We start from the raw sequence: 22,012 nt of genomic DNA, 5'->3' as shown, positions 1-22,012 counted from the left end.
CCTGCACTAACCCTTGCGACCATAGGACGGGCCCCACCCTTGGTCAAGACCAATCCTCGATCCATGGGCATTGCACAGGCGTCTTGCCGCGCAGCGTTCATACGGCGTTCGCGCCGGGAGAGGTCGGGGACACATACGCGGGGGCGCGGGCGCGGGGCCGCCGCTCGGGGGCCGACGCACACCGTCGAGGCCCCCGCCGGGACGGCGGAGGCCTCAAGAGACCGCTGTGAGCGGTGTGACTAGTGGGGTGAGAGGGAGAGCAGCTTCTCCGGGTTGCGCATGATGTAGACGCACCGGATCCGGCCGTCCACGACGTCCAGTTGGAAGGCGGTGTCGACCTTGTCGCCGGACAGGACGAGGAAGGCGGCCCCGCCGTTGAGCTCCACCGCGCGGAAGGTCGCGTCCGGCACCCCCTGGCGTGCCACCCCGTACAGGAAGCGGCCCACCTTGTCGGCGGACTCGATGACGCGCACCGGCGCCTTGGACAGCCCGCCGCTGTCGCCCACCAGCCGGACCTCGGGGGCCAGCAGGTTCATGAGCCCTTCGAGATCGCCCTCGACCGCGGCGGCGAGGAACCGCTCGGTCAGTGCGCGGCGTTCGGCCGGGTCGACCTCGTAGCGGGGCCGCCGCTCCTCGACGTGCCTGCGCGCCCGGCCGGCCAGCTGGCGCACGGCCGACTCGCTGCGGTCCAGGGTGGTGGCGATCTCGGCGTACGGGAATCCGAACGCCTCCCGGAGCACGAACACGGCGCGTTCCAGGGGGGAGAGGGACTCGAGTACGACGAGCACGGCCAGGGAGACGGAGTCGGCGAGCACGGCCCGCTCGGCGGTGTCCGGGACGGTGTCGCCGAAGTCGGTGACGTACGGCTCGGGGAGCCAGGGGCCCACGTAGGTCTCGTGGCGCGTCTGGACCCGGCGCAGCCGGTCGATGGCGAGGCGGGTGGTGATGCGCACCAGGTAGGCGCGCGGCGTGCGCACCTCGCTGCGGTCGGCGTCCGTCCAGCGCAGCCAGGCCTCCTGCACCACGTCCTCCGCGTCGGCGACCCTGCCGAGCATGCGGTAGGCGACGCCCATGAGGACGGGGCGGTGCTCTTCGAAGACGTCGGTCGCGGTGTCGATGGCCACGGCTCCATCCCACAACGACCGGTGCGCTCGTGTCCAGGGAGAATCGCCCGGGCGGCGGTTCGGGGGCGGGTCCTCGCGGGGCGGGGCGGGTGCCTGCTTCCGGCGGTTCGCCCGCGACAGGGGCTACCCGTCGGTAGCAATCGCTGACAGGCTGTCTGCGAACGTGCCCGTCAGCGTGTCACAGGCGAGGAGCAGCACCATGTCCGCCACGGTCTCCTTCACCGTCCCCTCTCCGCACGGCTCCTGGCCGATGAGCCTGTCCTACGCGCGCGTGGGCAGCGGGGAACCACTGCTCCTGCTGCACGGCATCGGCCATCACCGGCAGGCCTGGGACCCGGTCGTCCACATCCTGGCGGCCGAGCGGGACGTGATAGCCGTGGACCTGCCCGGGTTCGGCGCCTCCCCCGCGCTGCCCGCCGGCGTCCCGCACGACCTGGCCACGATGAACCTCGCCCTGAGCGCGCTGTGCGAGGCGCTGGACCTCGACCGCCCGCACGTGGCGGGCAACTCCCTCGGCGGCCTGCTGGCCCTGGGACTCGGCCGCGACAAACTCGTACGGTCCGTCACGGCGCTGTCCCCCGCCGGATTCTGGACGCAGGCCGAACGGCGGTACGCCTTCGGGGTGCTGACGGCGATGCGGCAGACGGCCCGGCGGATCCCGCTGCCCCTGGTCGAAGCACTCTCCCGCAGCGCCGCCGGACGCACGGTGCTGACCAGCAGCATCTACGCGCGGCCCGGCCGCCGGTCACCCGAGGCGGTCGTCGCCGAGACGCTCGCCCTGGCCCACGCCGAGGGCTTCGCCGACACCCTCAGGGCCGGCATCTCCGTCCGGTTCACGGACGACGTTCCCGAGGTTCCCGTCACGGTCGCCTGGGGGACCCGGGACCGGCTGCTGGTGCGCCGTCAGGGGGTGCGTGCCAAGCACATCATCCCGCGCGCCCGTCTCGTCCGGCTGCCCGGTTGCGGCCACGTCCCCATGAACGACGATCCGGCCCTCGTGGCGCGGGTCATCCTGGACGGCAGCCGCCGAACGACTCCTGCGTGCGGTCAACGCCCCTGATCCCAGCGCGACTCCGGCGCCCACCAGAGCGCTGCCGAGGCCCTGGGCGGCACCGTAGGCGCCGGTTCCCACGAGCGGCGCCGTGGCGGCGGCCGCGACGGGGATGAGCCCGGAGAAGAGCGTGGCGCGCTCCGCCCCGATCCGCTGCATTCCCATGTACCAGCAGACGAAGCCGACGACGGTCACGACCACCGCCTGCCACAGCAGGGCGGCGGTCTCCGTGGCGTCGGGCACGCGCAGCCAGGCGCCCCGGTCGGCGATCAGCCCGGCCACCGCCGACTGGACGGCGGCGATCCCGCAGACGGTCGCGGACAGCAGCCGGGGACCCAGCGGCCGTACCACCGGCACGGCGAGGACCGCGAAACCGACCTCACCGGCGAGCGCGCACACCGAGAACACGATCCCGGCGCCGTCCGTACGGCCCCACCCCTGGACCGTGCAGGCACCCGCCGCGACGAGCAACGCCCCGTACAGGACCAGGCGTTGGGGCCGACGCCCGTCCAGGAGCGGGACCACGACCGCGACGACCACCGGGGCACAGCCGACCAGGACTCCCGGCACGGCGGGTTCCGCGGTGCGCTCGGCGGCGATGACGGCGAGGTTGAAGCCGACCATGCCGACCGCCGCGAGCAGGGCGAGCCGCGTCCACCGGCGCGGGGTGAGCCGCCGCAGCGGCGCCGAGCCGCCCCGTCCGACCAGGGGCACCAGCAGCAGACAGGCCAGTGCGTAGCGCAGGAACTGGCCTCCGGCGTACGGGTAGCCGCCCAGCACGCTGTTGGCCGTGAAGGAGCCTCCGACGAGGACGCAGGCGAAGGCGGCGAGCAGCGCCCCGCGGGCGGTGGTGACGTTCATGCCTGTGACGCTAGGAAGTTCGGCGGTCCGGTTTAAGGTCCACTTCCATGACACCATCGGGGACCAATCGCGACGGGGGTCCCGGCTCGCGGCCGCCGTGGGCCGCCGCCTGGGAGCTGCTGGTACCGGCCGCCTCGGCGCCCGCACGGGCGCGTGGCCGCACGCTCCAGGCGGCCCTGCGCGAGGCCGTCCGCTCGGGACGGCTGGCGCCGGACACCCGGCTGCCGCCCAGCCGGGAACTCGCGGCCGATCTCGGAGTGTCCCGCGGACTGGTCACCGAGGCGTACGAGCAGCTGACCGCGGAGGGGTACCTGCGCAGCGGCCGGGGGGCGGGGACCTGGGTGGGCGGGGCCGTGCGGGCCGCCCACCCGCGGGTACGCGACCTCGCGCCCCGCTCGCCCGGTGCCCGCGCCGACTTCCTGCCCGGCACCCCGGACCTGTCGCTCTTCCCGCGTTCCGCATGGGCCGCCGCACAGCGCGGAGTCCTCGCCGAACTGCCCCACCACGCACTGGGCTACCCCGATCCCAGGGGGCTGCCCCGGCTCCGTACCGCCCTCGCCGAGCTGCTGGCCAGGCGCCGGGGGGTGGTCGCCGACCCCGAGCGGGTCGTCGTGGTCTCCGGGGTGGCGCAGGCGACGACCCTCCTCGGATCCGTGCTCCACGCGCGCGGCGTACGCACCGTCGGGGTGGAGGACCCCGGGAGCCCCGAGCACGGCGTCCTCTACGCCTCGGCCGGACTCACGGCCGTCGCCCTGCCGTTGGACGACGAGGGCCTGGCTCCCGGGCCGCTGCACGACTCGGGCGTACGGGCGGTCGTCACGACCCCCGCCCACCAGTTCCCCTCGGGCATCGCGTACTCCGCACGGCGCCGGACCGAACTGCTCGACTGGGCGCGCTCGGTGGACGGCCTGGTGGTCGAGGACGACTACGACGGGGACTTCCGCTACGACCGTGCACCGGTGGGCGCCCTCCAGGGCCTGGACCCCGAGCACGTCGCGTACACCGGCTCCGTCAGCAAGTCCCTGGCTCCCGGGCTCCGGCTCGGCTGGCTCGTCGTACCGGCCTCCCTCGCCGAGGAGGTCGTCGAGCGCAAACGCACCATGGACCTCGGGCACCCCGCGATCGACCAGGCGCTGATGGCTCGGTTCCTCGAACGCGGCGACTACGACCGCCAGCTCCGGCGCTGCCAGCGCGCCTACCGGGAGCGCCGCGACACGCTCGTGGCCGCCCTGGACGAGCACTTCCCCGGAACGAAGGTGTCCGGGGTCGCCGCCGGGCTGCACGCCATCGCCGAACTCCCGGACCGGTACGGGCCGCCGGGCCGCTTCCTGCGCCGGATGGCCGCCGCCGGGGTCGCGGTGCGGCCGCTGTCCCACTACGGGACGGCGGAGGACGGGGGCGTGCGGCTGGTGCTGGGCTACGCCCACCTGTCACCGGCCCGGGTCCGCGAGGGCGTCCGGATCATGGCAGAGGCCGTGGAGGCGGGGTGACCGGCGCCCGCGGGGTGCCGTCGTGTGTTCCTCCGCGGTGTCGTGGCCGAGCGTTTCCGGGCAGCCCGAGACCGTGCTCGCACACCGGTTCCCCTCCGGGTGCGGTCAGTTGTTCACTTGGGGTTTCCGTGTGCGCTGCGGCGCACCAGTAGGTGTGGCACTGCACACTGGCCGGAACCCGTCCCTGGAGGCGCATCCATGTCACACCGAATGTTCCCCGGCCGCCGCGGCGTCCTGCGCGGCTCCCTCGCCGCCTCGGCGGCGCTGGCCCTGCCGGCCGCGGCCGGCGCGGCACCGGCATTCGCCCTGTCCGGGCGGCCGAAGGCGGGCTGGGGCGTCCAGGCCGGCGACGTGACCGCGAACTCCGGTCTGGTGTGGGTGCGTTCCGACCGGCCCGCCCGCATGACCGTCGAGACGTCGGCCACCGAGTCCTTCCGCAACCCGCGGAGATGGCACGGCCCGCTCCTCGGGACCGACACGGACTTCACCGGTACGACGCGGCTGCGCGGGCTGCCGCCGGGCGAGCAGATCCACTACCGCGTCGTGCTCGCCGACCCCGACGACCCGCGGCGCACCGGCGAGCCCGTCACGGGCACCTTCCGCACGGCACCGGCCGGCCGCCGCGACGGCGTGCGCTTCCTGTGGTCCGGCGACCTGGCCGGGCAGGGCTGGGGCATCAACCCGGACCGCGGGGGCTACCGCATCTACGACGCCATGGCCGCGCTGGACCCGGACTTCTTCCTGTGCAGCGGTGACAGCATCTACGCCGACGGGCCGATCTCCGCCACCGCGACCCTGCCCGACGGCAGCATCTGGCGGAACGTCACCACCGAGGAGAAGTCCAAGGTCGCCGAGACGCTGGCCGAGTTCCGCGGGAACTTCCGCTACAACCTGCTGGACGAGCACCTCAGACGCTTCAACGCGCAGGTGCCGTCCATCGTCCAGTGGGACGACCACGAGGTGCGCAACAACTGGTATCCGGGCGAGGTGATCGCGGCGACGGACACGCGGTACACGGAGAAGAGCATCGACGTCCTGGCCTCGCGTGCCAACCGCGCCTTCAGCGAGTACTTCCCGGTCTCCACGCTGCGGCCGGGGGCCCGGGAAGGCCGCGTGCACCGCGTGGTGCGGCACGGCCCGCTGCTCGACGTCTTCGTGCTGGACATGCGCACGTACCGCAACGCCAACTCCGCGGGCACCCAGACCAGCGACCCCCAGGGCATCCTCGGCGCCGAGCAACTGGAATGGCTCAAGCGGGAACTGGCCCGTTCGCGAGCGGTGTGGAAGGTGATCGCCTCCGACATGCCCCTCGGCCTGGTCGTGCCGGACACCACCGAGGGCAGGAAGAACATCGAGGCCGTGGCCCAGGGCGACCCGGGGGCGCCGCTCGGACGGGAACTGCAGATCGCCGAGCTGCTGCGGCACATCAAGCACCGGCGCATCACCGGCACCGTGTGGCTGACGGCCGACGTCCACCACACCTCGGCCCAGCACTACCAGCCGGAGCGGGCCGCCTTCGCCGACTTCGCGCCCTTCTGGGAGTTCGTCTCCGGCCCCCTCAACGCCGGCGCGTTCCCGGCCACCGCGCTGGACCCCACGTTCGGGCCGGAGCGCGTCTTCGTGAAGGCACCGACCGCGTCGAACGTGTCCCCTGCCGGCGGCTACCAGTTCTTCGGGGAGGTCGACATCGACGGCGGCAGCGGCGAACTGACGGTTCGGCTGCGCGAGCAGGACGGCACCGTGCTGTTCACGAAGGTCCTCCAGCCGGGCCGTGTCGGGCAGTGAGGGTCCGCTGATCCGGGTCTCTCCCGTACTCTCGGAGGAGATGGGCGGCGCACCGGAGTCATCCCCCGGTGCGCCGCTCCGTGGCACCGCGGCACCGCCGCCGCGTCCCACCGCCGCACCGCCGTCCCGCGCACAACTCCCGTCGGCGCGGGGGTCATTGTCAGTGGTCGCCTCTACGGTTCTCCCATGACGCGATCTCCGCACGCCCCGTCCCGCCGCCGCCCGCGGTCCCACGAGGACCCGGCGGTTCGGTCCTCGGCGGCCTCGCCCGTGGGGCGCGGCAGGAGGCGCGACCGGTCTCACGGTCCGGGACCACCCGCGCCCGCACGGCGGTCATGCGAACAATGGGGGCCGGGAGACCGACGATCGACGGGGGCGTGCGATGAGTTTGCTGATGGAGGCCGTGCGGGCGGGGCGGACGGCTGAGGTCGTGAGTCTCCTGGACGGGATGACCGACACCGAACGCCGTTCCTGCCTGCCGGGGTTGAGACAGCTCCGCAAGGAGCTGAGAGCGGCGCCGTGGAACGCGGAGTCCCGGCGCGCCCAGCCCGCCCTGCACGCGGCGGGGGCGGCCTGCCAGACCGGCGCCGCCGCGGCCGCCACCTGGCTCGCCGCCTCCGACCTGCGCCTCTCACAGGCGTCGCCCGCCGTCCTTCTCGACGTGCTCGGGGACCGGGACCCGGCCTGGCTCGCCGATGTGACGCACCGGCTGGCCCAGCGCCCGCTCGCCTGCGGGGTGCCGTACGCGCTGATGGCCGGTCTCGTCCGGCTCTCCGGATGCGCCGCGCCCACCACGGACGCCTATGTGCAGGGTTGGATGGGGCATCTCGGCCATGTCTGGCAGCGGGGGGACACGGTCCTCGACCGGCTGCGCAGGGACCCGCATCTGACGGAGCTGGCCCCCGCCCTCTTCACGACCGACGGCATCGGCGCCCGGGTGGAGTGGCAGTACGGGGAGGGGCCCGACAGCTGGACGGTGGCGCTGGCCCGGCTGGGCGAGGAGGGCCTGCTGGACCGGCGGACCATGGTCGACGCCTGCGTGGGCCGGCTGCTGCGGGGCGGCTCGCCCGCGGACCACCGGGTGTTCCTGCGGCTGCTGGTCTCACTGGACCTCACCCCCGCCGAACAGCGGGAGCGCACCGCCGACTGGATCGCCCTGGTGTGCGAGGCGCCGTCCGCCGTGGCCGCGCACGCCCAGTCCGTACTCGGCGGCCTCGCGCTGGACGGCGGGCTGAGCCCCCGCCGGCTGTCGGAGATGTCGGGCGGAGTGCTGCCGCGCAACGAGAAGAAGCTCGTGCGCACGCAGCTCATCCTGCTGAACAAGGTCATCAGGCGCGATCCGTCCACGGCGGCCGAGCTGCTGCCCGAGGTGGCTCCGGCGTTCCGGCACCACGACTCCGCGGTCCAGGAACGGGCGCTCACCCTCGTGGAGCGCCATTTCGACCGGCTGGAGGACGACCGGGCACGGTACCGGCTGGCGGAGGCGGCGGACGGGCTGACGCCCGGCCTGCGCGCACGTGCCGCACGGCTTCTGGCGAAGGCCCCGAGGGGTGAGGAGGGGGCCGGTGCGCTCCTCGCCTCCGGCTGACGGCCCCGCGCCCCGGGCCGGCTCCCCCGTCGGAGCACGTTCTCCCCGGAGCCCTAGTGGAAATCGGAACAAAAAGAACAGAGGACACTTTACCGATCAGTCACAAAGCGTTCGTGATCACGCAACACGGTTCCTTCACAGTGGCTGCATGACTCCAGACATGACTGACGTGACGCGTGCGAAGCACGGTCGTCCTGTGCACCACTGGCGGCGGGACCTCGTCGAGCTCGCCGCCCTGTTCACGGCCGTGGCGGTGGCGGACGCCGTGGCCAACCTGATCGGCCACGGCCCCGACGGCCCCGCGCTGCTGGCGATCTCGGCCGTCGTCCTGGTCTCCACGGCCGGCTTCCACACCTGGTGGGCACGGCGCCACGGCCATGCGCCCCCGACAGGCGATACCGGTGCCCGGCCGCTCGCCGCAGCGCAGCAGGCCGGGCAGGGCGGTGGAGGCGAGGGGCCCGCACCGTCCCCCGCGACGCCCGGGACCGAGGCGGAGACGACCGTCCTGTGGCGGGTGCGGACCACGGTGCGGGACGCGCCCGGTTCGCTGGCCGCGCTGTGCACCGCGCTGGCGCGCCACGAGGTCGACATCCTGAGCCTGCAGACGCATCCGCTGGCCGAGGGCACCGTGGACGAGTTCCTGCTGCGCGCGCCCGCCGGGCTGTCCGGCACCGAGCTCACCCGGGCCGTCGCCCAGGCGGGCGGCACCGGGACGTGGATCGAGCGGGCCGACGCCCACGATCTGGTGGACGCACCGACCCGGATGCTCGGACTGGCCACGCGTACCGCCCTGGATGCCGCCGAACTTCCGCTCGCTCTGCGGCAGCTGCTCGGCCGCTGCACCATCCGCTCGCTGCCCGCCAAGTCCCCGGGCTCCGGCCGTGCGGCCGAGACCGCGCCCGTCGAGGGAGCACTGGAGGACACGGTGATGCGGCTGCGCGCGCCCGAGGGCGGGGTGATCACGGTGGAGAGGCCGTACCTGCCGTTCACGCCGACCGAGTTCGCGCGGGCCCGGGCCCTGGTGGAGCTGGATGCGCGGCTCGGACCGCGCATCCCGCGCAGCATGGACGTACTGACCCTGCCCGAGGGCAACGCCATCACGGTGCGCCGGGCCGACGCCGCCGACCACGAGGCCGCGAAGGCCATGCACGAGCGGTGCTCGCCGCGCACGCTGAGCATGCGCTACCACGGCCCGGTGAGCGACGCCGACCGCTATCTGAACCACCTGCTCAGCCCCCGCTTCGGGCGGACGCTGGCCGTGCAGACGGCCTCGGGGCGCATCGTCGGGCTCGGCCACCTGCTGTGGGACGGCGACGAGACCGAGGTCGCGCTGCTCGTCGAGGACGACTGGCAGCGGCGCGGCATCGGCGGTGAACTCCTCGGCCGGCTGGTCGCGATGGCGGTCGAGGCCGGCTGCGCGAGCGTGTACGCCGTCACCCAGGCGTCCAACACGGGCATGGTCGCCGCGATGCGTGCCCTGGACCTGCCCCTCGACTACCAGATCGAGGAGGGCACCCTCGTCATCACGGCCCGGCTCGACGCCGTCCCCGGTGCCGCGTCGCTGCCCTACGAGCAGAACCGCGACCTGGCCGGCGGGCCCGCCGCACGGGACTGACCCCCGGCCAAGAGCCCCGTCCGCACCCATGACTGCGCGGAGGAACACGCACACGCACCGGCCCGGCGCATCCCGCCGGGCCGGTCGCCGTCTGCCGGTCACCTTGCGGGCCGTTCGCCCTACAGGCCGGTCACCCTTGAGGGCCGGCCGGCCGTCGCCGTTCGAGCCGATCAGCGATCACCGTTCGGCCGCTCATCGCCGAAGCCGGTCCTCGCCGTTCGAGGCGGCCGCCGGTCGAGCCCGGCCGGCCGCCGCTGCGGCCGGCTCCGCCGAGGCCGCCGCCCGCTGTACCGCACAAGGCCGCACCGGCCGCCCGCCCGTCGCCGTTCACCCCGGAAGCCCCCTCCTCCGGGAGTGACCGGCCGCGCAGGACGAGGCGGCGGATCCGACACCCCCGTTCGGACCCGCCGCCCCGCCTGTCCCCTCCCCCCCGGTCAGGACACCTGCGCCACCGCCTCGCGGTCCCGCACCGGCCCCCGCAGTTCCGCCTGCGGTCCCAGGGCGGCGTCCAGGTCGGCCCACAGGTCGTCGACGTCCTCCAGCCCCACCGAGAGGCGCAGCAACTGGTCGCTGACGCCCGCCCCGCGGCGGTCGGCCGGGTCGACGATGCGGTGGCTGATGGAGGCGGGGTGCTGGATGAGCGTGTCCACGCTGCCGAGACTGACGGCGGGCGTGATGAGGCGGACGGCCGCGATGACCTCGTGCGGGTCGCCGACCACCTCGAAGGCGACCATGGCGCCACCGATGCGCGGGTAGTGCACCCGGGCGACCCGCGGATCGGCACCGAGCCGGCGGACGAGCTCCGCGGCGTTGGCGGAGGCGGCCCGGACCCGCACCGGGAGGGTCGACAGGCCCCGCAGCAGCAGGTAGCCGGCGAGCGGGTGGAGCACCCCGCCGGTCGCGAACCGCACCTGCCGCAGCCGTCCCGCGAACTCCTCGTCGCAGGCCACCACACCGGCCATGACGTCACCGTGACCGCCCAGGTACTTGGTGGCGCTGTGCAGGACGAGGCGGGCGCCCTGCTCGGCCGGCCGCTGCAGCACCGGTGTCGCGAAGGTGTTGTCCACGAGCAGCGGGACCGACCCGCAGGCGTGGGCGACGGCCCTCAGGTCGACTTCGGCGAGCGTCGGATTGGCCGGTGACTCCACCATGACCAGGCCGGTGTCCGGCCGCAGCGCGTCCGCGATGCCTGCCGGGTCGACCCAGGTCACCTCGGAGCCCAGCAGTCCGGCGGTCAGCAGATGGTCGCTGCAGCCGTACAGCGGACGCACGGCCACGACATGGCGCAGTCCCATCGCGTTCCGCACGAGCAGCACCGCGCTGAGCGCCGCCATCCCGCTGGCGAAGGCGACGGCGCTGTCGGTCCCCTCGAGACGGGCGAGGGCGGTCTCGAAGCGGGCCACCGTCGGGTTGCCGAGCCGGCCGTAGACCGGCGGCCCCTCCGGTTCGGCGCCGTCCGCGGCGAAAGCGTCGATCCGGGCGGACTCGCCCCGGCTGTCGTACGAGGGGTAGGTGGTGGACAGGTCGATCGGCGGGGCGTGCAGGCCCTGCCGCGCGAGGTCGTCGCGTCCGGCGTGCACGGCCTCGGTGGCCGGCTTGCGGGGCGCGGGGCGGGGATCGGGAACGCGGTGCGCGTTCGGGGTGCCGGAGTCCATGGGCCCAGCCTGAACACCACCCGGGCCTCCGGCTGCGAACCCCGTGTAACGTTCGGGCCATGGCCGAAACCGTCGTACTGGATCCGGTGGATCTTCATCTGCTGCGGCTGTTGCAGAACGACGCCCGGACGACCTACCGCGATCTCGCCACCCAGGTCGGCGTGGCGGCGTCCACCTGCCTGGACCGGGTGACCCGGCTGCGCCGCGCGGGAGTGATACTCGGCCATCAACTGCGGCTCGATCCCGCGAAGCTGGGGCGCGGCCTGGAGGCGCTGCTGTCCGTACAGGTCAGGCCGCACCGGCGGGAGCTGGTCGGCCCGTTCGTGGACCGGATCCGCGCACTGCCGGAGTCCCGTACGGTCTTTCACCTCACGGGCCCCGACGACTACCTCGTGCACGTCGCCGTCTCGGACATGACGGACCTGCAGCGCCTCGTCATCGACGAGTTCACGTCCCGGCGCGAAGTGGCCCGCGTCGAGACCCGGCTGATCTTCCAGCAGTGGGACTGCGGCCCGCTGCTGCCCCCGCAGCGCGAGTCCGGGACCACATCGGCGCATGCGGCACAAGGGGCCACGCCCTCAGCGGAATCCGGCTGACGCGGACGGTGTCCTCGTATGAGGATTGTCCGCATGTCAGACACCAAGAGCCCGCTGCCCCGCGAGCTCGCCGACGCATACGTCGACGAGCTCATCGCCCTCGACCCGGTCACCGGCACCTACCTCGGCGACAAGGCCAGTTCGACCAGGCTGCCGGACACCTCACCGGCCGGCCAGGAGGCCGTGGCGGAGCTGGCACGCAGGACGCTCGCGCGGCTCGACGAGGCCGAGCGGCAGCCGGGCGCGGACAGCGGCATCGAGCGCCGCTGCGCCCGCTTGCTGCGTGAGCGCCTGACCGCGGAGCTCGCCGTCCACGACGCCGACGAGGGCCTGCGGGTGGTGAGCAACCTGAGCTCGCCCGCGCACTCGGTGCGCGAGGTCTTCTCCCTGATGCCGACCGACACGGACGAGGACTGGGCCGCGATCGCCGAGCGGCTGCGCGCGGTGCCGACCGCGCTGGAGGGCTACCGCGCATCCCTCGCCCTCGGCCTGGAGCGCAAGCTCTACGGCGGTCCGCGTCCGACCGCCACGTTCATCACCCAGCTCACCGAGTGGTCCGACCCGGACGGCCGGGGCCGCGGATGGTTCGAGGACTTCGTCTCGGCCGGCCCCGACGCCCTGCGCACGGACCTGGACACCGCGGCCCGCACCGCGACCGCGGCCCTGGTGTCGCTGCGGGACTGGATGCGCGACGTGTACGCCCCCACGATCGAGGGTGCGCCGAACACGGTGGGCCGCGAGCGGTACGCGCGCTGGTCGCGCTACTACAACGGCACGGATCTCGACCTCGACGAGGCGTACGCGTACGGCTGGGCCGAGTACCACCGGCTGCTCGGTGAGATGAAGCAGGAGGCCGAGAAGGTCCTCCCGGGGGCCGCGACCCCGTGGGCCGCACTCGCGCACCTCGACGAGCACGGTACGCACATCGAGGGTGTCGACGAGGTCCGCGACTGGCTGCAGGGCCTGATGGACGAGGCGATCGACGCCCTGGACGGCACCCACTTCGAGCTCGCCGAGCGGGTCCGCCGGGTGGAGTCCCGGATCGCGCCCCCCGGCGGCGCGGCCGCCCCCTATTACACGGCCCCGTCCGAGGACTTCTCGCGCCCGGGGCGGACCTGGCTGCCGACGATGGGCGCGACCCGTTTCCCCGTGTACGACCTGGTCTCCACCTGGTACCACGAGGGCGTTCCCGGTCACCACCTCCAGCTCGCGCAGTGGGCGCACGTCGCCGAGGACCTGTCCCGCTACCAGGCCACCGTCGGCGGCGTCAGCGCCAACTGCGAGGGCTGGGCGCTGTACGCGGAGCGGCTGATGGACGAGCTGGGCTTCCTCACCGACGCGGAACGCCGACTGGGCTACCTGGACGCGCAGATGATGCGGGCGGCCCGGGTGATCGTCGACATCGGCATGCATCTGGAGCTGGAGATCCCGGCCGACTCGCCCTTCCACCCGGGTGAGCGCTGGACCCCCGAGCTGGCCCAGGAGTTCTTCGGCGCCCACAGCAGCCGTCCGGCGGACTTCGTGGAGAGCGAGCTGACCCGTTATCTGTCCATCCCCGGGCAGGCCATCGGATACAAGCTCGGTGAGCGCGCGTGGCTGCTGGGCCGGGAGAACGCGAAGCGGCGGCACGGCTCCGCCTTCGATGCCAAGGCCTGGCACATGGCGGCGCTCTCGCAGGGGTCGCTGGGCCTGGACGACCTGGTGGACGAGCTGTCCCAGCTGTAGTCGGCGGTCGTCCGAGGCGGCCGGACCCGGGCGGGAGCGCGGGCCGGCAGCCTCGGACCGAGGCCGACCCCGAGCGCATGAGGCCCGCCGGCACCCGTCCACGACCCGGCACTCGGCCGGCCGGACACGGCGTCGGCCGGCCCCTCAGTCCGTCGACCACGTAGTCCGTCGGCCACGTCCGTAGTCCGTCGGGCACGTAGTCCGTCGGGCACGCAGTCCGTCGGGCACGCAGTCCGTCGGGCACGCAGTCCGTCGGGCACGCAGTCCGTCGGCGACCCTGGAGGCATCCCGTCAGGCCTTCAGGTGTCCGACGGTCGGGCATCAGGTGGCAGTCGGTCAGGCCGTCAGGCGGCGCAGTTGGACGAGGCCCAGCCACGTCTCGGGCCCCGGTTCCACATAGGCCGCCCGTACCCCGTACCGGCCGGGTTCCAGGGCGACTCTCAGGTGGTCGGTCCGTTCGGAGACGCGCCCGGGCCAGGCCGCGTCGAAGAGCAGCACGGCTCCGGGGACGTCCCACTGGACCTCCGGCTCCCACACCGCCGCGTCGAGCGCGGCCGGGACCCCGGCGAGCAGCTCTGCCTCGGAGTCGGCCGCGCACCAGCGTACGAAGGTGCCGTGCCGGGGCAGGAACGTCGTCGAGGCGGGTTCGTCCCCGAGCACCAGGGCCCGGGTGTCCCCCACGGGCACCAGCCCGATGAACCCCTCGACGTCGCACGCCCGGTCGTAGTCGGACGACATGTCGTCGCCGTCGGCCCCCGACCAGAACGGCAGCACCACCTCGGGTATCGCGATGAGCGGCCCGCCGCCCGACTCGACCCACTCCACCGCACCCGGTTCCGCGTAACGCGCCATGCGCAGAAGCTACATGCCGGGTTCCGTGGGGGCTTTTCCGCTCCCCCGCTCCGTCCGAATTCCGCTGTTCCGCCCGGCCGCAGGGCGGGGGGAAAACGGGCGGGCGGCTCAGCAGCCGCAGTCCGCGGCATCCACCGGCGCCGTGAGCGCGTCGGCGGCCCGCTGCTCGCGCCCCTCCCAGGTCTCGTAGGCGAAGCCCTCGCGCACCCAGTACTCGAAGCCGCCGAGCATCTCCTTGACCCGGTAGCCGAGTTCGGCGAGGGCCAGGGCGGCGCGGGTGGCGCCGTTGCAGCCGGGGCCCCAGCAGTACGTGACGACGGGCACGGACCGGTCGAGGAGCTGTTCCGCCTGCTCGGCGATGAGCGCGGTGGGCAGGTGGACCGCACCGGGCACGTGGCCCTGGTCCCAGGACGCCGTGGAGCGGGAGTCGAGCACGACGAACCCCGGGTCCCCACCGGCCGCGAGGGCGGAGGCGACGTCGGACACGTCGGCGTGGAAGGCGAGACTCGCGGCGAAGTGGGCGGCGGCCACGGCCGGAGCCGCGGGGGCGACGCGCAGAACGGCGTTCGTGGCGGTCGCGGTGCCGGTACCGGCGGTGGTCGCAGTCATGGTCGGGCCTTCCTTCCGGTCCCGCCGCACCGGTGCCTTCCGCTCCGGCCGTACGGGACGTCCTGTCCGGAAATCTACGGTCCGTCCCCCTGCGCGCTGAAGTGGCGATTCACGGCGTGACTCTTGATCGACCGGGGATTTCCCTGTTATCTCTCGAACATGACCGCGTATTCCCCGGATGCCACCGACTGGCGCATCCTCGATGTCCTGCAGCGCGAGGGCCGCGCGAGTTTCGCCGAGCTGGCCCGCGCCGTCTCCATGTCCGCGAGCGCGGTGACCGAGCGGGTGCGCCGGCTGGAGGAGGCGGGCGTCATCCAGGGGTACGCGGCCGTCGTCGACCCGGAGAGCCTCGGCCTGTCGATCCTCGCGTTCGTCCGGCTCCGCTATCCGAACGGCAACTACAAGCCCTTCCACGACCTCGTCGCCGTGACGCCCGAGATCCTCGAAGCGCACCACGTCACGGGCGACGACTGCTTCGTCATCAAGGTCGCGGCGCGCTCGATGAGCCATCTGGAGGAGGTGTCGGGCAGGATCGGCGCCCTGGGCTCGGTGACGACGAGCGTCGTCTACTCCTCACCGCTGCCCCGTCGCCCGCTCGGCCGCTGAACTCCGCTGGCCGGGAGGTTCCGGCGGCGCGGGCCGTCATCCCGAGCCCCGCTGACCGGGGAGGTTCCGGCGGCGCGGGCCGTCATCCCGAGCCGCTGACCGGGGAGGTTCCGGCGGCGCGGGCCGTCATCCCGAGCCCCGCTGCCGTACGACCGACCCCGTCCGCCCCTTCACGACCTCCAGCTGGGCGTGGATCCGCCGCCGCAGGTCCGCGACATGGCTGACGATGCCGACGCTGCGGTCGCGTTCCCGCAGGGAGTCCAGCACGTCCAGGACCTCGTCGAGGGTCTGGTCGTCCAGGCTGCCGAAGCCCTCGTCGATGAAGAGGGTGTCGAGCCGGACTCCGCCGGCCTCGTCCGTGACGACGTCCGCGAGGCCGAGCGCCAGCGCGAGCGAGGCGAAGAAGGTCTCGCCCCCGGAGAGCGTCGCCGTGTCGCGCTCACGGCCGGTCCAGGCATCGACGACGTGCAGACCCAGCCCGCTGCGGCCGCGGCCGGAGCGGTCGTCGGAGTGGACGAGGGTGTAGCGGCCCGAGGACATCCGCTGCAGCCGCACGGTCGCCGCGGCCGCCACCTGCTCCAGCCGGGCGGCGAGGACGTAGGACTCCAGGCGCATCCTGCGCTCGTTGTCCGCGGAGGTGCCCGCGGCGAGACCGGCCAGCCGGGCCACCCGGTCGTACTCCTCGCGCAGCGGGCCCATGCGGCGCACGCCCGCGACCGCGCGCGCGGAGAGCCGGTCGAGTTCGGTGCAGCGCCGTGCGGCCGCGTCCCGGGCGGAAGCGGCGTCCTGGAGGCGGCGGGCCGCGGCCTGGGCGGCCTGCTCGGCGGCGCCCAGGTCGACGGGCGGTCGCCGGGCGGCGGCCGAGGTGTCGGCCTCGGCGAGCACGGCGCGCACGGCCGCCTCGTCCGACTGCCAGGCGTCGAGCCGGTGTTGCAGCTCGCGGTGGGCGGCGACGTCCAGGAGGGCGGCGGCCGCGGCGCGCGGGGTGTCGAATCCGGCCCGGAACGCCGCGTCGGCGAGCCGGGCGTCCGCCGCCTTGAGCCGCTGGGCCGCCTCTTCGGCACCGCGCGCCGCGTCCGCCGCCTCGGTCAGCCGAGCGGCCCGGCGCTCCAGCTGCGCCGAACGGGCGGCGACACTGTCGGCCTCCCCCCGCGCGTGCGCCAACTGCTCCTCCAGCGAGCTCCTTTCGCGGTCCAGGGCGTCGCGGCGGGCCACGCGGGAAGCGGCCCGCACCTCGGCCGCCTGCTGTGCGGCGACGCGCCGTTCGTGCTCGCGCTCGGCCTGGGCTAGCGTCTCCCGCGAGCCGTGCAGCCCGGACGCCGCGGCGCGTGCCTCGCCGTGGAGACGCTCCAACTCGTCTAGCTGGTCCGCGAGTTGCCCGGTGGGCGTGTCGCCCGCCTCGGCGGTGGCTGCGGCCAGCGCCTCGCGCACGAGGGCGAGCCGCCGGTCGTCCTCGGCGCGCCGCTCGTCGGCGTCCTGGTAGGCGGCCAGCGCCCGCTCCTCGGCCTCGCGGTCGACGTGTCCGTCGATCTTCCGCGCGGGGGCGGGGTGTTCCGTCGCTCCGCAGACGGCGCAGGGGGCCCCGTCCGTCAGGTTCGCCGCCAACTCGGCGGCGATGCCGTTCAGGCGCTGCTCCTTGAGGTCCAGCCAGTGCGCGCGGGCCGCCGTCGCCCGTTCCCGTGAGGCGAGCGCCTGTTCCTGGGCGTCGTCGGTGTCGCGGGCGAACTGGTCGCGCTGGCGGGCCGCGTCGACGCGCTGCCGGGCCGACTCCCGCCGGACGGCCAGTTGCTCGGCGCGGGTGGCCGCCTCCTGGGCGTTCTCGATGTCGGTCCGCAGGGCCGCGCGGGTGGCCTCCCACGCGGACAGCCAGCTCGCGGCGTCCTGGAGGACGTCCTCGTCGGCGCGTTCCTGCCGGTCCAGGCCGTCGCGCTCCGCGAGGAGTTCGGCCAGCCGCCGCTCGGCACGGCGGGCCGATTCCAGCCCGCCCAGCTCCTCGGCCGCCTTGCGCGCGGCGACCGCGAGCCCGGCGGCGCCGGCCTCGGTGAACGTCTCGGGGAGCTGCTCCCGCGCGCGTGTCTCCCGCGCGGTGGCGCGCCGGTGGTCGGCCTCGGCGCTCTCGCGCAGGTCGAGCGCGGGGGCCACCGACTCGGCCTTGCGCGCCCGCTCCATCCGCGCCTGTGCCTCGCCGTGGTCGTCGGCGCGCTCCGCCAGGCGGTCGGCCCGCTCGCGTGCTTCGGCGAACCTGCGCTGCAGCCGGGCCAGTTCACGTGCTCCGTCGAGTTCGCGCTCGGCGTCGGTGTGCGCGGCCTCCGCGGCCGTACCGGCGCAGTGGGCGATGGTGAGCCGCTCGCGGGCCGTGCTGCGGGCGACGGCGGCCCAGGTCAGCACGGCCTCGGCAAGGCCGGGGTCACCCGGCGCGAGGTCGGGCAGCGCCTCGGCGTCCCCCGCCGCCTGGTGCATGCGGTGCGCGTCGGCGAGCAGCTCGGTGTCGGCGGCGCGCACCTGCGCCTCGGCCGTGCGGCGGCGCTCGGCGAGGCGCTTCTCCACCTCGGCGAAGCGGTGGGTGTCGAAGAGGCGGCCGAGGAGCTTGCCGCGGGCCTCGGCGTCGGCCCGCAGGAAGCGCGCGAAGTCCCCCTGGGGCAGCAGGACGACCTGGCAGAACTGCTCGCGGCTCATGCCGAGCAGCTGGGTGATCTCCTCGCCGATCTCCTGGTGCGAGCGGCTGAGGTCCTTCCAGGCGCCCGCAGCGGAGTCGTACTCGCGCAGCCAGCTCTGCGCCTTGTCGACGGTGGTGCCGGAGCCGCGCTTCTTGGGGCGGGCCCAGGGCGGCTGCCGGGTGATCTCCAACCGGCGTCCCGCCACGGTGAGTTCGAGGGTGATCCCGGTGCGGGTGCCGGGGGCCGCGTGGTCGCTGCGCAGGCTCAGGCCCTGGCCGCTCTGGCGGGCGCCGGGCACGGCTCCGTACAGCGCGTAGCAGACGGCGTCGAGGACGGAGGTCTTGCCGGCGCCGGTGGGTCCGTGGAGCAGGAAGAGTCCCGCGGCGGACAGCTCGTCGAAGTCGACCCGCTGTGCGCCGCCGAAGGGCCCGAAGGCGGTGATGTCGAGCCGGTGCAGTCTCATCGGGTGGCCCCCTCGGCGTCGGCGCGGACGGTTGCGGGGCGGCTCGTGATGCCGTCCGCCCGCCCGCGGGCTCCCCGGCGTTCGCCGGCCGGCCGGAAGGGTGCCACGCGATCCCCTGGTCCCGTCGGACGGTGCCGGGTCACCGGGCGACTTCCCGGACGGCCTCGTCGGCGCGGACCGCGTCGAAGGCGTCGCGCAGGACGGACCGCTCGTGCGGGTCGGGTCCCGTGCCGCGCACATGGGCCACGAAGTCCTCGGCGATCTCCTGCTCGCCGCGGCCCGCGAGCCGTCGCGCGTACGACACCGCCGGGTCCTCGGGGGACCGCTCCGGGTCGAAGACGAGGCTGAGCGTGTGCGGGAAGCGCTCGGCCAGCCGGGCCATGGGGTCGGCGGGGCGCACCGGGTCGGTGAGGGTCGCCTCGACCCACGCGTCCTCGTGGCGCGCGAGCGCGGGGTCGGCCAGCAGGTCGTCCAGCTCGCCCCGGATCCGGGCGAGCGCCCGCGGCACCGGGCAGTCGACGCGCTCCGCCTCCACGCTGCCTCCGCGGCCCAGGTCGACCAGCCACATGCTCTTGCGGTGGTCGGCCTCCGAGAAGGAGTAGGGCAGCGGGGAGCCCGAGTAGCGCACGCGCTCGGTGATCGTCTGGCTGCCGTGCAGATGACCGAGCGCCACGTAGTCCACGCCGTCGAAGACTCCCGCGGGGACGGCCGCCACCCCGCCCACGGTGATGTCCCGCTCGCTGTCGCTGACCCGGCCGCCGGTGACGAACGCGTGCGCGAGGACGACGGAGCGGGTGCCTTCGGCGCGCGTGGCCAGGTCGGCGCGGACCCGGTCCATGGCCGCGGCGAGCACCGCCTCGTGTCCGGCCCTGTCCACCCCGAACTCGTCCTTCACGAGGGCGGGCTCCAGATACGGCAGGCCGTAGAAGGCGACGTCCCCGTGCGCGTCGGGCAGGACGACGGGGGTGCCGACGGCCGAGGCGTCGGTCCGCAGGTGGATGCCCGCCCGGCCGATGAGCCCGGCGCCGACCCCGAGGCGGCGCGCGGAGTCGTGGTTGCCGGAGATCATCACGGTCGGCACGCCGAGGTCGGCGAGGCGGTGCAGGGCGTCGTCGAAGAGCTCGACGGCGGCCAGCGGAGGCACCGCGCGGTCGTACACGTCACCGGACACGACCACCGCGTCCACACCCCGCTCGCGCACGGTCGCGACGAGACGACCGATGAACTCGGCCTGGGCACCGAGCATGTTCACCCGGTGGAACGCCCGGCCGAGATGCCAGTCGGAAGTGTGCAGGAGCCTCATGATCCCCGAGACTAACGGGCGGGTCGGACATCACGGACGGCTACTCCCGTATCAGCCCGTTATGCGTCCCCATATGCCTCTCCGCCCGGTTCGAACCCTGCTGTCCCTGCCGTGACGTCGGCCAGCCAGGACCGGAACGCCTCCACGTCGGCGTCCGGCAGGCCGATCTCGATGGTGACCGCCTCGCCGTAGGTCACCTCGCGCACCAGCCGCCCGCTGGACCGCAGGTCGTTCTGCACCTTGCCCGCGCGCTGGTGGTCGACCGTCACGGTGGCCAGCCGGAAGCGCCGGCGGGTGAGTGTGCCGACGGCGTCCAGTGCCTCGCCCACCGCTCCGCCGTAAGCCCGGATGAGTCCGCCCGCACCGAGCTTGACCCCGCCGTAGTAGCGGGTGACGACCGCGACGACGTACCGCATGTCGCGGCGCAGGAGCATCTGGAGCATGGGGACGCCGGCGGTGCCGCCCGGTTCGCCGTCGTCGCTCGCCTTCTGCACGGAGGCGTCGGCGCCGATGACGTACGCGTAGCAGTTGTGGGTGGCGTCGGCGTGCTCCCTGCGGACGGCGGCGATGAAGTCCTGGGCCTCCGCCTCGGTGGCCGCGGGAGCGAGCGCACAGAGGAAGCGCGAGCGGTTGATCTCGGTCTCGTGCACGCCCGCGCGGGCCACTGTGCGGTACTCGTCCTGCATTGCGCCAGCGTATGCGCTGTCCGCGGGCTAGGGATCGCCGCCCTCGGGCCGCCGGGCGCCCGCCGGGTTCAGTACCTCTTCTCGTCGCCGTGGCGGCCTCGCGGAACGGTCACGTCGGTGAGCAGCGCGGCGCCGGGTGCGAGGTCCCGCCAGCCGCGGCCGTGCCAGGCGAGGACCGCCAGGGCGGAGGTGGGGAACTTCGTGCGGACCCGGTCCAGCGTGTCGTCGAGTCCGTCCCCCGCGAGGGCGAGCACGAGTTCCGCGAGTCCCGGGTTGTGCCCGATCAGCAGCAGGGTGCGCACCGGGTCGGGCACTTCCCGCACGGTCTCCAGCAGGTGCGCCGGGCCGGCCGCGTACAGCCGCGCGTCGAGGCGCACGGACGGCGGCGTGCCCCACTGGGCCGCGACCAGGTCCCAGGTCTGTCGGGCGCGCAGGGCGGTGGAGCATAGGACGAGGTCGGGGAGGCAGTCCGCCGTCGCGAGCGCGCGTCCCGCGGCCGGGGCGTCGCGCCGTCCCCGGGGGCCGAGCGGCCGGTCGTGGTCGGGGACCCCCTCGGGCCAGGCGGACTTGGCGTGCCGCAGGACGACGAGTCGGCGCAGCGGTCCCGCGGCGGTGCGCGCGATCATCCCGGGGTCCCGATGTCCCGGGTGAGTTCGAGGCCCAGGAGCCGGTCCGCGAAGGCGTACGTCTCGAAGCGGGCGCCGTCCGGCATGTCCTCGGCGCTCTCCACGCCGAGCAGCACCGCCAGTACGGCGGGCACGTCGAGGTCGTCCTCCCATGCGGCCCGCAGCCGCTCCTTCACGTCCTCGGGGACGGGCTTGGAGGGGCGGGTGGCCCAGGTCGCGACCGCCTTGCGCCACCGGGTCAGCAGTTCTTCGGCCCGGGCGACGTCGGCGTCGCCGAGTTCGACGGGCTCCCGGCGCGGCCGGGTGAGCAGGGCCATGCGCAGCACTCCGGGCTCGGCGGTGCCGTGGGCGGGGGCCACCTCGACGTGGACGCCGTCGGCCGCGACGGGCTCGCCGTCCGTCGTGGTGGCGTCCGAGAGGAGGACGTGCACGGCCTGTCCGCCGGGCGCGGTGGAGGACTCGGGCGGCCGGATGCCGAGTTCCAGGGCGCGGGCGCGGAGTTCGGCGGGCGGATCGGCGACGGTGACGACGGGGGTCCTGCCGATCTCCAGGGCGCGGGCCAGCACGTCGGCCACGAGCAGGACGCGCAGCGCCGAGGTGTCGGCGGCGGGTGGCACGTGCGCCTCGACGCGGGTCAGGCCCCGGGGGGCGGTGACGGCGTCCGTGGACTCGCCGGTTCGGGCATCGGTGATTCGCAGCACGGGGTGAGCGTAGGCGGGC

Annotated in this window: 17 protein-coding genes and 1 pseudogene; 8 read left to right on the top strand and 10 right to left on the bottom strand. The window is 74.4% G+C overall.

What is annotated here, in order from left to right; translation table 11 throughout:
• Positions 1–239: 239 nt before the first annotated feature.
• Positions 240–1,124 carry an RNA polymerase sigma-70 factor gene (locus tag ACZ4NT_RS11805; protein WP_121408564.1) on the bottom strand — a complete coding sequence of 295 codons (885 nt, stop codon included), beginning with the start codon at positions 1,122–1,124 and terminating at the stop codon, positions 240–242.
• A 199-nt stretch (positions 1,125–1,323) separates the two neighbouring features.
• On the opposite strand from ACZ4NT_RS11805, the gene ACZ4NT_RS11800 reads away from it, so the two are divergent.
• Positions 1,324–2,184 (top strand): alpha/beta fold hydrolase, encoded by an 861-nt coding sequence (locus ACZ4NT_RS11800; RefSeq protein ID WP_121408565.1) that lies wholly within the window; start codon positions 1,324–1,326, stop codon positions 2,182–2,184.
• Positions 2,185–2,682: 498 nt separating this feature from the next.
• Here the strand turns inward: ACZ4NT_RS11800 and ACZ4NT_RS11795 are convergent.
• A pseudogene (locus ACZ4NT_RS11795) lies at positions 2,683–3,036 on the bottom strand (EamA family transporter); the annotation flags it as partial.
• A 47-nt stretch (positions 3,037–3,083) separates the two neighbouring features.
• Between ACZ4NT_RS11795 and pdxR the strand changes: the two are divergent.
• From pdxR to ACZ4NT_RS11775, 4 genes are all read left to right on the top strand, one after another.
• The gene (gene pdxR, locus ACZ4NT_RS11790; RefSeq protein ID WP_121408566.1) at positions 3,084–4,526 is read left to right on the top strand and encodes a MocR-like pyridoxine biosynthesis transcription factor PdxR; all 1,443 of its coding nucleotides are present in this window, start codon (positions 3,084–3,086) and stop codon (positions 4,524–4,526) included.
• Between the two features lie 198 nt (positions 4,527–4,724).
• Positions 4,725–6,311, top strand: coding sequence for an alkaline phosphatase D family protein (locus ACZ4NT_RS11785; RefSeq protein WP_467724952.1), 1,587 nt, complete (start codon positions 4,725–4,727; stop codon positions 6,309–6,311).
• Between the two features lie 448 nt (positions 6,312–6,759).
• Positions 6,760–7,899: a hypothetical protein gene (locus ACZ4NT_RS11780; protein ID WP_467724950.1), complete on the top strand. Its 1,140-nt coding sequence runs from the start codon at positions 6,760–6,762 to the stop codon at positions 7,897–7,899.
• A 160-nt stretch (positions 7,900–8,059) separates the two neighbouring features.
• Complete coding sequence (locus ACZ4NT_RS11775; RefSeq protein WP_467724948.1) at positions 8,060–9,514, top strand: GNAT family N-acetyltransferase; 1,455 nt, start codon at positions 8,060–8,062, stop codon at positions 9,512–9,514.
• A gap of 434 nt (positions 9,515–9,948) precedes the next feature.
• On the opposite strand, the gene ACZ4NT_RS11770 is transcribed toward ACZ4NT_RS11775, so the two are convergent.
• Positions 9,949–11,169 carry a trans-sulfuration enzyme family protein gene (locus ACZ4NT_RS11770; RefSeq protein WP_467724947.1) on the bottom strand — a complete coding sequence of 407 codons (1,221 nt, stop codon included), beginning with the start codon at positions 11,167–11,169 and terminating at the stop codon, positions 9,949–9,951.
• A 59-nt stretch (positions 11,170–11,228) separates the two neighbouring features.
• On the opposite strand from ACZ4NT_RS11770, the gene ACZ4NT_RS11765 reads away from it, so the two are divergent.
• On the top strand, positions 11,229–11,765 hold the full coding sequence (locus ACZ4NT_RS11765) for an Lrp/AsnC family transcriptional regulator (protein WP_467724945.1): 537 nt from the start codon (positions 11,229–11,231) through the stop codon (positions 11,763–11,765).
• 33 nt (positions 11,766–11,798) lie between these two features.
• Positions 11,799–13,490 carry a DUF885 domain-containing protein gene (locus ACZ4NT_RS11760; protein WP_467724943.1) on the top strand — a complete coding sequence of 564 codons (1,692 nt, stop codon included), beginning with the start codon at positions 11,799–11,801 and terminating at the stop codon, positions 13,488–13,490.
• Between the two features lie 336 nt (positions 13,491–13,826).
• On the opposite strand, the gene ACZ4NT_RS11755 is transcribed toward ACZ4NT_RS11760, so the two are convergent.
• Together ACZ4NT_RS11755 and ACZ4NT_RS11750 are read right to left on the bottom strand one after the other, a co-directional pair.
• Positions 13,827–14,342, bottom strand: a complete 516-nt coding sequence (locus tag ACZ4NT_RS11755; RefSeq protein WP_121408572.1) for an immunity 21 family protein — start codon at positions 14,340–14,342, stop codon at positions 13,827–13,829.
• Positions 14,343–14,450: 108 nt separating this feature from the next.
• Positions 14,451–14,951, bottom strand: a complete 501-nt coding sequence (locus ACZ4NT_RS11750; protein WP_121408573.1) for a rhodanese-like domain-containing protein — start codon at positions 14,949–14,951, stop codon at positions 14,451–14,453.
• A 159-nt stretch (positions 14,952–15,110) separates the two neighbouring features.
• On the opposite strand from ACZ4NT_RS11750, the gene ACZ4NT_RS11745 reads away from it, so the two are divergent.
• Positions 15,111–15,557: an Lrp/AsnC family transcriptional regulator gene (locus ACZ4NT_RS11745; protein ID WP_121408574.1), complete on the top strand. Its 447-nt coding sequence runs from the start codon at positions 15,111–15,113 to the stop codon at positions 15,555–15,557.
• A 126-nt stretch (positions 15,558–15,683) separates the two neighbouring features.
• On the opposite strand, the gene ACZ4NT_RS11740 is transcribed toward ACZ4NT_RS11745, so the two are convergent.
• The 5 genes from ACZ4NT_RS11740 to ACZ4NT_RS11720 form a co-directional block, all read right to left on the bottom strand.
• The gene (locus ACZ4NT_RS11740) at positions 15,684–18,677 is read right to left on the bottom strand and encodes an AAA family ATPase (protein WP_467724941.1); all 2,994 of its coding nucleotides are present in this window, start codon (positions 18,675–18,677) and stop codon (positions 15,684–15,686) included.
• Between the two features lie 139 nt (positions 18,678–18,816).
• Positions 18,817–19,980 (bottom strand): exonuclease SbcCD subunit D, encoded by a 1,164-nt coding sequence (locus ACZ4NT_RS11735; protein ID WP_467724939.1) that lies wholly within the window; start codon positions 19,978–19,980, stop codon positions 18,817–18,819.
• A 59-nt stretch (positions 19,981–20,039) separates the two neighbouring features.
• Positions 20,040–20,666 carry a YigZ family protein gene (locus ACZ4NT_RS11730; RefSeq protein ID WP_467724937.1) on the bottom strand — a complete coding sequence of 209 codons (627 nt, stop codon included), beginning with the start codon at positions 20,664–20,666 and terminating at the stop codon, positions 20,040–20,042.
• A gap of 68 nt (positions 20,667–20,734) precedes the next feature.
• Positions 20,735–21,292 carry a SixA phosphatase family protein gene (locus tag ACZ4NT_RS11725; protein WP_467724935.1) on the bottom strand — a complete coding sequence of 186 codons (558 nt, stop codon included), beginning with the start codon at positions 21,290–21,292 and terminating at the stop codon, positions 20,735–20,737.
• The gene (locus tag ACZ4NT_RS11720; RefSeq protein ID WP_467724933.1) at positions 21,289–21,993 is read right to left on the bottom strand and encodes a hypothetical protein; all 705 of its coding nucleotides are present in this window, start codon (positions 21,991–21,993) and stop codon (positions 21,289–21,291) included. The genes ACZ4NT_RS11725 and ACZ4NT_RS11720 overlap by 4 nt, the downstream gene beginning before the upstream one ends.
• Positions 21,994–22,012: the final 19 nt, after the last annotated feature.

This window comes from Streptomyces sp. NPDC026417 (genome assembly GCF_055567695.1).
Note: the sequence above shows the minus strand (reverse complement) of the source record. Positions and strands in the feature narration are given on the sequence as shown.